Origin of the sequence: Sphingobacterium suaedae, from assembly GCF_042684625.1 — a bacterium.
GTDB classification, from domain to species: Bacteria; Bacteroidota; Bacteroidia; order Sphingobacteriales; family Sphingobacteriaceae; genus Sphingobacterium; species Sphingobacterium suaedae.
Genome location: NZ_JBHULR010000005.1, coordinates 164,408 through 176,881, shown reverse-complemented (window position 1 = coordinate 176,881; position 12,474 = coordinate 164,408). Strand labels below are relative to the sequence as shown.

Annotated in this window: 12 protein-coding genes and 3 tRNA genes; 1 reads left to right on the top strand and 14 read right to left on the bottom strand. The window is 42.8% G+C overall.

From position 1 onward, the window contains the following. Positions 1-87: 87 nt before the first annotated feature. The 7 genes from ACFSR5_RS13595 to ACFSR5_RS13565 form a co-directional block, all read right to left on the bottom strand. Positions 88-161, bottom strand: a tRNA-Asp gene (locus ACFSR5_RS13595). A gap of 35 nt (positions 162-196) precedes the next feature. After that, a tRNA-Asp gene (locus ACFSR5_RS13590) sits at positions 197-270 on the bottom strand. Positions 271-328: 58 nt separating this feature from the next. Further along, positions 329-402: transfer RNA gene (locus ACFSR5_RS13585), tRNA-Asp, on the bottom strand. A 72-nt stretch (positions 403-474) separates the two neighbouring features. Beyond that, a complete protein-coding gene (gene prfA / locus ACFSR5_RS13580) occupies positions 475-1,548 on the bottom strand; it encodes a peptide chain release factor 1 (protein WP_380904670.1) in 1,074 nt (357 codons plus the stop codon). Between the two features lie 74 nt (positions 1,549-1,622). Then, a complete protein-coding gene (locus tag ACFSR5_RS13575; protein ID WP_380904668.1) occupies positions 1,623-1,952 on the bottom strand; it encodes a DMT family transporter in 330 nt (109 codons plus the stop codon). A 114-nt stretch (positions 1,953-2,066) separates the two neighbouring features. Further along, positions 2,067-2,627, bottom strand: coding sequence for a Crp/Fnr family transcriptional regulator (locus ACFSR5_RS13570; RefSeq protein WP_380904666.1), 561 nt, complete (start codon positions 2,625-2,627; stop codon positions 2,067-2,069). Continuing rightward, entirely contained in the window at positions 2,615-3,358 is a 744-nt protein-coding gene (locus tag ACFSR5_RS13565; protein ID WP_380904664.1) for a UDP-2,3-diacylglucosamine diphosphatase, read from the bottom strand. The genes ACFSR5_RS13570 and ACFSR5_RS13565 overlap by 13 nt, the downstream gene beginning before the upstream one ends. Before the next feature lie 143 nt (positions 3,359-3,501). Between ACFSR5_RS13565 and ACFSR5_RS13560 the strand changes: the two genes are divergently transcribed. Then, positions 3,502-5,649: a prolyl oligopeptidase family serine peptidase gene (locus ACFSR5_RS13560; protein WP_380904662.1), complete on the top strand. Its 2,148-nt coding sequence runs from the start codon at positions 3,502-3,504 to the stop codon at positions 5,647-5,649. Between the two features lie 65 nt (positions 5,650-5,714). On the opposite strand, the gene ACFSR5_RS13555 is transcribed toward ACFSR5_RS13560, so the two are convergent. From ACFSR5_RS13555 to ACFSR5_RS13525, 7 genes are all read right to left on the bottom strand, one after another. Beyond that, the gene (locus ACFSR5_RS13555; protein WP_380904660.1) at positions 5,715-6,953 is read right to left on the bottom strand and encodes a thioredoxin family protein; all 1,239 of its coding nucleotides are present in this window, start codon (positions 6,951-6,953) and stop codon (positions 5,715-5,717) included. A gap of 106 nt (positions 6,954-7,059) precedes the next feature. Then, the gene (locus ACFSR5_RS13550; RefSeq protein ID WP_380904658.1) at positions 7,060-8,244 is read right to left on the bottom strand and encodes a C1 family peptidase; all 1,185 of its coding nucleotides are present in this window, start codon (positions 8,242-8,244) and stop codon (positions 7,060-7,062) included. Positions 8,245-8,423: 179 nt separating this feature from the next. Next, positions 8,424-9,476 carry a TerC family protein gene (locus tag ACFSR5_RS13545; RefSeq protein WP_380904656.1) on the bottom strand — a complete coding sequence of 351 codons (1,053 nt, stop codon included), beginning with the start codon at positions 9,474-9,476 and terminating at the stop codon, positions 8,424-8,426. A 13-nt stretch (positions 9,477-9,489) separates the two neighbouring features. Then, positions 9,490-10,461, bottom strand: a complete 972-nt coding sequence (locus ACFSR5_RS13540; RefSeq protein WP_380904654.1) for a polyprenyl synthetase family protein — start codon at positions 10,459-10,461, stop codon at positions 9,490-9,492. A 65-nt stretch (positions 10,462-10,526) separates the two neighbouring features. Further along, entirely contained in the window at positions 10,527-11,090 is a 564-nt protein-coding gene (locus ACFSR5_RS13535; RefSeq protein WP_380904652.1) for a DUF3109 family protein, read from the bottom strand. A gap of 8 nt (positions 11,091-11,098) precedes the next feature. Next, on the bottom strand, positions 11,099-11,890 hold the full coding sequence (locus tag ACFSR5_RS13530; protein WP_380904650.1) for a DUF3108 domain-containing protein: 792 nt from the start codon (positions 11,888-11,890) through the stop codon (positions 11,099-11,101). A gap of 30 nt (positions 11,891-11,920) precedes the next feature. Beyond that, entirely contained in the window at positions 11,921-12,436 is a 516-nt protein-coding gene (locus ACFSR5_RS13525) for a DUF2480 family protein (protein ID WP_380904648.1), read from the bottom strand. Positions 12,437-12,474: the final 38 nt, after the last annotated feature.

Genomic DNA, 12,474 nt, shown 5'->3' with positions numbered 1-12,474 from the left:
CCGCTTCGTGTCTTTATAAAGTTAAATTTAGCAGTATTCGTAAACAAAAAAGCCTGCTCATTTTGTAAAATGAGCAGGCTTTTTTAGCGGTCTGGACGGGACTCGAACCCGCGACCCCATGCGTGACAGGCATGTATTCTAACCAGCTGAACTACCAGACCAATATTTTTAAAAGAATTACCGAGCTAATTTTTAGCGGTCTGGACGGGACTCGAACCCGCGACCCCATGCGTGACAGGCATGTATTCTAACCAGCTGAACTACCAGACCAATTTCTTTTAAAAGATTCTTTTTAAGAACGATTTTTGAAGCTTTGCTTCCTTTTTAGCGGTCTGGACGGGACTCGAACCCGCGACCCCATGCGTGACAGGCATGTATTCTAACCAGCTGAACTACCAGACCTAAACCCTTCTTCCGAGAAGGTGTGCAAATATAGTGTTTATTTCTAAATCTGCTAAACTTTTTTGAAAAAAACTAGTCTACAGCGCCCTCTTTCATCTTTTCTGCATTTTCGGCAAACTGCAGGGCGTCGATAATACCTTGAATATCACCATCCATAATAGCAGGAAGGTTGTACATGGTTAAACCAATACGGTGTTCCGTAACTCGGCCTTGCGGATAATTGTAGGTACGGACTTTTGCCGAACGGTCTCCCGTAGAGACCATTGTCTTACGCTTTGCTGCTACGTCACCGTGCTTCTTTTGAACTTCCAATTCGTAGAGCTTATTTCGGAGCATCTCCATAGCAAGTTCCCGGTTGGCGAGCTGCGAGCGTTCGACCTGACAAACGACAACAATGCCGGAAGGTTTGTGTGTCAACTGTACCTTCGTTTCGACCTTGTTAACGTTCTGTCCACCGGCACCTCCAGAACGAGATGTTTGCATCTCAATGTCGCCTGGATTTAGCTCCACGTCAACGTCTTCCGCTTCGGGCAACACAGCTACTGAGGCGGCAGAGGTATGCACTCGGCCTTGGGTTTCGGTGTCGGGGACACGTTGTACACGGTGTACACCTGACTCGTACTTCAATTGTCCATAGACGTCTTCGCCGATGACCTTTAAAATGACTTCCTTGTATCCGCCTGATGTACCCTCTGTTACATCCATCACTTCGTTCCGCCAACCCTTGGTCTCAAAATAGCGGGTATACATGCGGTACAAATCGCCCGCAAATAATGCGGCTTCGTCGCCCCCAGTTCCTCCACGGATCTCGATGATCGCATTTTTCGCGTCCTCCGGATCTTTAGGGATAAGCATCAAACGAATTTCCTCTTCTTTTTCTTCTTTTTGCGTGTAGAGTAAATCAAGCTCTTCTTTGGCCATCTCCCGCAATTCCTGATCTTTCTCGTTGATGAGGATGTCTTTGTTGGTTTCTATATTGCTGACCATATTTTTATAAATATGGTACTGCTCGACAATTTTGCTAAGGTCTTTATATTCCTTATTTAGCTTAGCAAAACGTTTCATATCGTTGATGGTGTCGGGATTGCTTAACTCCGCTTCTACCTCTTCCCATCTTTCCTTTATGGCTTGTAGTTTCTCTAACATAATCAATGTTGCGCTTAAATACGGAAAACTTCAATTTCCGTTTCGTAGCCACAAAAGTACGTAAATTTTTGAGATTAGTGCGAGGAAACCGCTTTGAGTCCGATGATGGATGCGATCAACGTGAAGATGAAAAATACGCGCCAAAAATCTGCGGGCTCCTTGAAGATCAAGATACCAACCAATACGGTGCCCACAGCACCTATGCCCGTCCATACGGCGTAAGCGGTGCCTAGCGGTAACTGTTGCGTGGCTTTCATCAAGAGCAGCATGCTGGCGACTAAGCAGACGCCAAAGCCACCGTACCACCAATACATCTCCGTTCCGGCTGTATGTTTTGCCTTTCCTAAACAGGAGGTGAAACCGACTTCAAATAGACCTGCAATAATTAAAATGATCCAGTTCATTGTTGTTTTCTTTAAGGTGTTTTTATATCGGAAAATCTGCATGCACAATATGTAGTATTCCTCCAACAAAAGTCGGAATTCCAGAGAGGAGATCTTTTTACAAATGCTAAAAAATTAAATTTTCGCACGGATGCGGCTCAGCGTTACCTGTGAGATACCCAAATAGGAGGCGATAAAACCTAACTTGATGGTATTGACCATGCTCGGAGCGCGTTCGAGTAATTCTGCGTAACTCTCGCTTGCGGTTTTGAATAGTTTGGACATCAGCCGAGATTCTATTTTCAATGTTTCCATTTCGGCCAATTTTCTTCCCCAATTGGCGATTTCCACGGATTGATCGAATAATGTCTGGAGATCGGTCGTGGCGATCCGGTAGAGGGTCGTATCCTCCATTGCTTGTATGGTTTCGTACCCCCGTTTTCCATGCACATAGCTATTGAGTGAAATCAGGGCGTCTCCAGGAAAGGCAAAATCCAAGATGACTTCCCGTCCATCTTTATGATAGAAAACGCGGCAGGAGCCTGTACGTATAAAATAGATGGAACGGGAGAGGCGATCTGCTTCAATAATATTTTGGTTTTTGTCTACGACTACTCCTTGGAATAGTGTGACGAGCTTTTCTGTCGCGCTATCCGGAAGAACAGCAATGCGCTGAATAATGGTTAACGCGTCCATTTATTTAAGATTAGCTGCTCTCCGTCCCAGACCGCATAAGTAAAATGGTAGATCCATTCGCCGAGGTTCACTACGCGTGTGTTGTCACCAATTGCGACGTCATATGGTAAGTGACGATGGCCGAAGATAAAATAATCAATATGCCTATGCGTTAGTTCTTCTTTAGCATATTGAATGAGCCACTCCTGATCTTCCCCTAGAAAACGTTCTTCTTCGCGGGTCGCCGCACGACTATGACGAGACCAACGCTGCGCGATGCCGATCCCTAGATTGGGATGTAATCTTGCAAACAACCACTGGCATATTCGGCTCCTAAAAAATGATTTCAAAAATTTATACTTCACATCCCCAGGTCCCAAACCATCACCGTGATGGATAAAGAACTGTTTGTCGTTACGTGTGAGGATAAGTTCATCGTCGACGATCGTGGCATTTAACTGTTCTTTCAGGTAGCCAAACATCCACATATCGTGGTTGCCTTTAAATAATGTGATTTTCACGCCTAGATCCGCCAATTCGGCTAATTTACCTAAAAAGCGGATAAATCCCTTAGGAACAACTGTGCTATATTCAAACCAGAAATCGAAAATATCACCGACTAAAAATAGCTCTGCCGCGTCGTTTTTTATGGCGTCTAGCCAAGCGACGATCCGTAGTTCTCGTTCTATTGAAGTCGCTTTAGGTAGTACTCCTAAATGAAAATCCGACGCGAAAAAGATTTTGTTTCTCATCCTATGGCTCAAAGCTAGATAAATCCTGACGGATATACAAGGGGCGGGTGATTAGGATACAGGTGTAGGTTTGCTTTTAGCGCTCCTTTTCGTAACTTGCGGAGAAACATATATGAACAACGGTTGTTAAAAAAAATCAAATTATGAACAAAAATTTCGGAATTGTCCTCTTGGCTTTGAGCGTTGGTGCTTGTCAACAGGAGAAAATCATCGAGGCAAAACAAGATTTAGCGGTCAAGCCTTATCCCAAGACCGAAAAAATCGATCAACAGGATACGTATTTCGGGACGGTTGTTGACGATCCGTACCGCTGGCTAGAAGATGACCTTTCGGAAAAGACAAAGCAATGGGTGGTTGCGGAGAATGAGGTAACGCAGGATTATCTAAAACAGATTCCGTTTCGGGAGGCAATTCGTCAGCGATTGGAAAATCTTTGGAATTATGAAAAAGAAACAGCTCCATTTAAGGAGGGGGATTACACATATTATTATAAAAATGATGGTTTGCAGAACCAATATGTGCTGTATCGAAGAAAAGGGGATAATGGAGAAGAAGAGGTGTTTCTAGATCCTAATAAGTTTTCCGAAGATGGAACGACCTCGTTGGCGGGCATATCCTTCAGCAAAGATGGTTCGTTGGTTGCATACCAGATCTCAGAGGGAGGGTCAGACTGGCGGAAAGTTATTGTATTAAACGCTGCGGATAAAAAGGTGATTGGCGATACATTGGTTGATGTAAAATTCTCCGGTCTCGCATGGCGCGGAAATGAGGGAATCTATTATAGCAGTTACGATAAGCCAAAGGAAGGTTCGGCGTTGTCAGCCATGACAGATCAGCATAAATTGTATTTTCATCAGCTGAACACGCCGCAGGCGACAGATAAACTTGTGTTTGGAGGTTCAGCTAAGCCTCGTCGTTATATTGGCGCGGGATTGACCGAAGATGAGCGATTTCTGATTGTGTCGGCTGCGAATGCAACCTCCGGGAATGAACTTTATATCAAAGACCTTTCTAATCCCAATGCCGATTTTGTAACCGTGGTTGACAACATGGAAAAAAATCACTCCATTATCGATAACGATGGGTCGAAACTGTTCATTTATACGGAGCTTAATGCACCGAATGGTAGAGTGGTCACAACGGATTTTGCGGCGCCACAGCCAGCGAATTGGAAAGATTTGATTAAAGAAACAGACCAAGTACTGTCGCCGTCTACCGGCGGAGGTAAGCTGTTTGCAAATTACTTGAAAGATGCTACATCTTTGGTTAAGCAATATGATCGAACAGGGAAATTAGAACGGGAAATCGAATTGCCTGGGGTGGGGTCAGCTTCTGGCTTCGGAGCAAAACGGGATGATAAAGATTTATACTATTCATTCACAAATTATGTGAATCCTGGGACAATATACCGATACGATATCGCTTCCGGAAAATCGGAAATCTATAAAACGTCCGCTATCAAATTTGATCCTTCTCAATACGAGTCGCATCAAGTATTCTATACATCTAAGGATGGGACGAAGGTGCCGATGATCATCACACATAAGAAGGGAATTCAATTGGATGGTACAAACCCAACCATGCTGTATGGTTATGGTGGCTTTAATATCAGTTTGACGCCTTCTTTTTCAACGAGCAATGTCATCTTGTTGGAACAAGGCGGGATATATGCGGTAGCTAACTTACGCGGAGGTGGGGAATATGGAGAGAATTGGCACCTTGCGGGCACGAAGATGAAGAAACAAAATGTTTTTGATGACTTTATCGCGGCTGCTGAGTACTTGATCAAGGAGAAATATACATCAGCAGAAAAATTGGCCATTGCTGGTGGATCTAATGGAGGCTTGCTTGTAGGGGCTTCGATGACACAGCGTCCGGACCTATTCAAGGTGGCGTTTCCTGCCGTCGGGGTATTGGATATGTTACGTTACCATAAATTCACGGCGGGCGCAGGATGGTCTTTCGATTATGGTACCGCGGATGATAACAAAGAGATGTTTGAGTATTTACATACATACTCTCCATATCATGCTTTGAAACCCGGAACGGCTTATCCGGCGACTATGGTAACGACGGCAGATCACGATGACCGCGTGGTTCCTGCTCATTCGTTTAAATTTGCTGCGCGTTTGCAAGAATACCACAAAGGGAATAATCCGGTGTTAATCCGTATAGACACTAAAGCGGGACATGGGGCAGGTAAATCGACAGCGATGGTCATTGCCGAACAGACTGATAAGTGGGCATTTATGTTCCAAAATATGGGGGTCGGATATAAAGAGATAAAATAAAACCACTGGACAAAAGAAAATAGACGTGTTTTTTACACGTCTATTTTCTTTTGTCTATGTAGGGTTTACCAAGTTGGTTCTCCTTTTTTCATTTTGTTTAAGGTGGTTGCATAATTTTCTTTTTCGTCTTCCGTGGCGGTAGCGAGTGCTTTTTCTTGCCATTTTATAGCGTTCTCTTTATCTCCGGATTTGTACAGCAGATTGGCATAGGTATCTAAAAAGGCGGGATTTTCGTTGTCTTGCAACGATTTTTGACTCCAGCTTAAGGCTGCTTGTAGGCAGGCCGGATCGTCGCAGTTTTCGAAGATAGACCAGGCAAAGGAATTCAATGAAATAGGTGAGACATTTTTATTTTTTGTTGCAATCAACGTATTGACGGCGTCCTTAAATGCGGGCCAATTCTTTTCTGCAAAGTAATATTGCGTTTTAGCGTATGTGATAGCTGCGGTCATATCCACATAGGGGTGGTCGTGCTCTATTTGTTGTTGCAAGGATTTGAAATCAAGCTGTTTTTCTTTATGTCGGATTTTAGGCAACACCAATTCATTGGCTAGAACCGAGGATAATACATCGTTGGCCGTACTGTTTTTAGAGGAAAGTAGTTCATCGACTTTGGTGCGGTTGTTTTTGATAACGGCATAAGCCGATGATTTGCTCGATTTGGCGCCTTTTACCAAGAACTGAATGTTTTCGGCAGTAAGTAGGGCATCGGAGCCTACCAATTCTACGTACCGGTTGATGGCTTCGTTCGCCAGTTCCTGGTCATATGAAGCTAGGGCCGCTTTAGCCGTCTTTTTTGCTATTTCTGCGTCCGTTGGATGTTTTTCGAACTGTTTGACTAACGTGACGTATTGTGTTTCGGGATGCAGGGCTTGTTGTGCTTTGGCAATAAAGGCATCGGCTTCGCCGCCACCGACGATGCGGTGCACGAGCTCTCCATCTGGGTTAAAAATCAAAAATGTTGGGTATGCCCGCACCGCATATTCGGTGGCAAACCGTTTGGCCTCTTCATACCAGGATTTTACCTCGTCGCTGTCATCCTTGGTTTCATCCATCTGTAATTTGAGATTGACAAAATTTGCGTTGAAGAAATTGCCCACTTTCTCTTGTGGAAAGATCGTAGAGGACATATATTTACATGGTCCACACCAAGTGGTAAAACAGTCCACAAAAATATGTTTGTTCTCGGCTTTGGCCTTGGCTTTTATCTTTTCCCAAGTGCTGTGGTGCTCAAAGTGTATCCCCTTTTCTTGCGCGAGGGCTAAGAAAGGAATACAAAGGAGGATAACGAATAGCTTTCTCATAATTTTTGTTGTTAGTTGAACGGTGTTATATGTTTAAGCTACAAATTCTAATAAAAAATCCCAAGAATTAATTCTCGGGATTTTATAGCATTTTTCAGAAACAGGCTTAAAGACTCAGTTTCGACTGCATATTTTTCGTCAACGCCTTTTTATGTAGTAAAATAGAAATCGTTTTGTAACGAACATATTCCTTCGTCGCATACATGTAGCCTTTGTAATCATTGGATTCGCCCCATGAATTTTTAACAATATAATATTCTTTTCCGTTTTGATCCTTGACTAGTCCCACGATGTGCATGCCGTGGTCGTCAGTTGTCGAATAATTATCAAAAGCTTCCTGCCGTTGCGCTGCTGAGATCGTAGGTTCAGCTTTAGGTCCATTAAACATATTTTCGACTTGTTCTTTCGTCATTTGTTCGACAGGTGTTTCCGGAACATATGCCACACCGTTTTTCCAGCTGAAACTTTTCTCGGAAACATCGGTAGCCCATGCTACTGTATAACCGTTTTGTAGGGCATTGTCGATGATGTCGGTTAGGTCGTTCATCTGAACATTGTAGAACCTTTCGAATGACCAGTTGTCAGGGATTAACAAGACAAACGGTTTGTAATAGGCATGCTCATCAAAGGATGAAATGCCGACATAATCGTCCGGATTAATGCCGATTACCTCATCGGCAAAGGTACGTGGTGTATACGTTTTATTTTTATATTGGAAAGACTCAGGTGTTTCGCCCAAGTAGGCATCCATAGCTGCCGTGAATGCTTTTAACCAATTGCTACTTGGCTTTTTGCTTTTAGCTACAGTTTCGGTAATGCCTTGTAATAGTGGTCCCATTTCTGAAAAGTTATTACGCGCTTGCCCAGGTTGTAATCCGGTGTATACTTCGCGCGGTACGGCGCCATATTGACGAAAAATGGTTAATACATCGTGTAGCTGTCCTCCATCTCCTTGCGCTTGATCGCCGTGTAGACGAACGAAATTTTTTGCTTTTTCAATATATGTATTACGCGCTGTAAAGATTGGCGAAATTTCTACAGGCTGCTTTCCCATGCGAATCATCTCGGACTCCAAAAAGGAGTTGCCGGAATAGGACCAACATGTTCCTGAGGATCCCTGGTCTTTAATAGAGGTGTTACCTAGATTAATAACTTCTGTAAATTTAAAGCCTTCTTTGCTGTTGTCACTGACGTTGCCTTTTAAGGAGTTAATCAGGTTGTCTTGAGCTTGTACATGGATGGAGGCGGTGAATAGAGCGGCAGCCAACCATATCGATTTGTTCCAGTTCATTATGTTGTTGTGTGTTATAATTTTTACGAAGTTAAAATTTTCTGCAGGAGTTAACTCGTTTTCCGTGTAAAAATCATAACACAGATAGGGATTCAAAAGCGACAACTAGTCCGCCGTTTGCATAAACAACAAAGTCCTCGTGCATACGAAGACTTTGCTGTGTATAGATCTTCCTGGTATCAGTGCAATAGGTCTTGCTTTTTTGGAAACATTAATGAAGCGACAATACTCAAGACCAAAATAGACACGATGATAATCAACGAGTGTATCGTTTCAAATCCTATCTTTTCAAGCCAGCTATGTAAGAGCATTTTTGCTCCGATAAAAATTAGCAGAAAGGCTAATCCCACTTTCAGATAATGGAATTTGTGAATAATATTGACGAGAAGGAAAAACATAGAACGAAGTCCGAGCACAGCAAATATATTCGAGAAGAAGACAATATAAGGGTCTTTCGTTACAGAAAATATAGCTGGAATTGAATCAACGGCAAATATTAAGTCGGTGAATTCAATAACCAAAAGCACCAAAAATAAAGGAGTCATATATTTTACGCCATTTTCTACGTGGAAGAAATGTCCGCCATCCAGCCGCGGAGTCACCTTAAAATATTTTGATGCAAATTTGACGACGGGGTGGTTCTGTGGATCAACCTCTTCTTCTTTATTACGGTTTATATACATATTAATACCAGTATAAACCAAGAAAGCACCAAATACATAGAGTATCCATCCGAATTTTGCGATCAACGCGGCACCAACGAAGATGAAAATACAGCGGAGCACAATCGCACCGATAATTCCCCAAACGAGAACTTTATGGTAGTATTTTTCCGGAATGCCGAAAGAGGAGAACAATAAGACCATGACGAATATATTATCTACGGATAGGGCATACTCCACGACATAACCAGTAAGGTATTCAATAGTTAGATTGCGGTTATAGAGTTGTATACTGGCCGCTAGATCGTTTTCGTTTACGCCAATATTATGATAATGTTTGGCAATGACCTCTCGTAATGTAGCAAAGTCATGTACGTTGTGCAATTCATTTCCCCATATGTATAATACTAACCCAAAGGCTAAGGCAAATAACACCCAGACGGCGCTCATGATAGCGGCAGATTTTAGCGAAACAGGTTTGTCACTCTTCGAAAATAATCCGAGATCGATGGCTAGCATGAGGATAATGAAAACAATAAACCCTCCAAAAAACAATAACTCGTGGCTCATATATGTAGATGTTCTATTTAGTTCTTTCAGTCGTAAATCGTACCAGCTGTTCCAAAGCGGTTTTGTATATGTTGTCCGGAAACTCTCTTAAAATCTCGAAAGCTTCCTGTTGATAGTGCATCATTTTTTCGGTAGCGTAGGCCATGCCACCGCTACTCCGTACAAATGCGATAACTTCAGCAACCTTCTCCTTGTTCTCACTATGGTTCCGGATCAGGTTGATGATGCGTCTTTTTTCTGTGGAAGACGTGTTCTTTAATGCATAAATAAGTGGAAGCGTCATTTTCTTTTCTTTTATATCGTTTCCTACTGGCTTTCCCACGTCGTCTAAACCGAAGTCAAACAGATCGTCTTTGATCTGAAAGGCAATGCCTACTTTTTCGCCGAAAGTCTTTAACAACTCTACATGCTCGGCGTCTGCTCCCGCTGAGGATGCCCCACATGCGCAACACGAGGCAATCAGTGAGGCCGTCTTTTTGCGGATAATCTCAAAATAGATATGCTCCTCTATATCCAGTTTACGCGCTTTCTCAATCTGTAACAACTCGCCTTCACTCATTTGTTCCACTGCTTCTGAAACGATTTTGAGGAGGTCATGCTCATTATGTCGGACGGAGAGGAGCAAGCCTTTTGCTAATAGATAATCGCCAACTAATACGGCGACTTTGTTCTTCCAAAGGGCGTTGATCGAAAAAAAACCCCGGCGCTCGTTGGCATTATCGACCACATCATCGTGTACCAAAGATGCGGTATGTAGCAACTCTACCAACGAAGCTCCCCGATATGTGGAGTCGTTGATCGTTCCTGACAGACCTGCCGAAAGGAAAACAAACATCGGACGCATCTGTTTTCCTTTTTGTTTAATTATATATTGTGTGATACGGTTAAGCAGCGGGGTCGCACTTCTCATCGATTCTTTAAATCGACCTTCAAAAAGGTCAAGCTCCTTCGCTATCGGCGTTTGTATATCTTTTAATTTCAACATGAAAAATGGTTACTGAACCATGTCTTTATAAAGCGGTTAAAACTGGAATAAAGATAAGAAATAGATTATAAAGCGTCGACAGCTAATTCCAATTCTTTGTACCAATCTTCGCCATATTCACGTATGAGCGGATCTTTTAGAAATTTATAAACAGGGACACCGAGATCTTTGCCAAAGGTGCACGCATCGTGGCAAATATGCCAGCGATCGTAATGCAAAACATCGAACTCCGGATAATGGGTAGCGCGGATCGGATACAGGTGACATGAAATAGGCTTTTTCCAGTGTACTTCTCCCAATTCGTACGCTTTTTCGATGGCACATTTAGTGATGCCGTTTTCCCAGGTCACATATGCGCACTCCTTGTCGCCATCTACACAGGGTGTGGTGAGGTCTCCATCTGCATCAATCACATGGGTACCCTGTTCTTCAATGGCCGCAATGCCCTTCGGCGTCATATAAGGCTTGACTTTTGGATATATCTCTTTCAGCACACTTGTTTCGTGTGCGAGCAAAGGTGCACCTGCGTCACCTTCGACACAACAGATGCCTTTACATTTTGTAAGGTTGCAAACAAAATCGTTCTTTATGATATCCTCATGCACTAAAACGCTTCCTACTTCAATCATGTTCGTATTTATTTTGAATAACTGACACGCTCGCCCAATTTATGCTTTAGGCCGCTTGCTTGGACTAACTCCATTGTGACAGAACCGATTAATATCTCCACTTGCGCTTTAACAGGTATACGGTTTCCGTCGTTGGTTACCCATAAGAAAAGTTGACTATCTTTCTTGAAAATCCGTCCTGGGGTTATCTCCGGGCTGAACTTAATGCACTCCACAGTGCCCAGTGAGGTTTTTATCTTTTCTATACCGATATACTTGACACCCAGTTGGGCCACCTCGTCATTCAAAAAATAGGTGATCTTAAAGGTATCGCCTTTCTTGAGCGATGACAGGTCAAGATTCCGTGAAAAATAATAGGCAGAGAGCAGATCAAAAAACTGACCCGTAGGGCTCTTAAATGTTCCTTTTTTGCCCGATACCTTTTTGTTTTTATGATCAAATGTTGCGTACTCTCGCCGCGTATAACTCCCTTCATGTATATCTTCGGTATACAGATAGGGTAGATAACTATCAGCATCTATATACGAATCGTATTGATTTTTTACCGTATAAAAAACAGAGAAGGCGCCAGACGTTTGGCCAAAGGCCGATAAATGAAAGGCATTTGGATTGCTAAACCGGAGTTTTGATTTTTCGACCTTCAATGTCCCTGTGGCTGCTGATATGATTCCGTAACGTAGCTTGTACGTTAATTTTTCTCCTTCCTTATAGGTAGGATTTGGCAAATAAGGTAATGTTTGGGCCATAGACAAGCCCATGCTTCCTATGAATATAATAAAGGCGACATATAGATTTCTCATATAAGAGGGACAATGGTGGCGGTCAATGGTTTAACTTTTTCGTTTGAAAACGGGTACGGTCGAACAGGGCTCGCCATACATAATGCTCTTAGCTACTTTGCTAAGTCCCACGGTAAATCGGACGAATGCAGATTCGGGGACATATATATCTCCACATCCTTTAACGACTACCCGTTGATCAGTATATTGGTGGAAGTCAATGACGTCCAATGCTTGGTTAAAAAGATTGTTGATCACCATGTCTTTGTCTCCAAAGTGTACCGAAGATGCATAGGATGATATTTTATTGGCGAGTAACATGTATGCCCAAGTAGGAACAATTGCGTCTGTTGAGCAGACGATGCCTACGTGTTTTTTAGCATATTGACTCCAATCGTGATCTTTAATAAACGCTCTGAAGTCTTTCTCTTTTAGGATGAGGCCGTGGAATAAATTTTCTTTTATATCGTATACCACGATCTCTTCCTTAGGAGCATAGTTGGCCAAATCTATGGTCATCAAACCACTTTGGGCGACCTTATTAACGATGTTTTCTTGAATATCCATATGATCCGTAAAACAAAAAGCCGAGCAATATCTGCTCG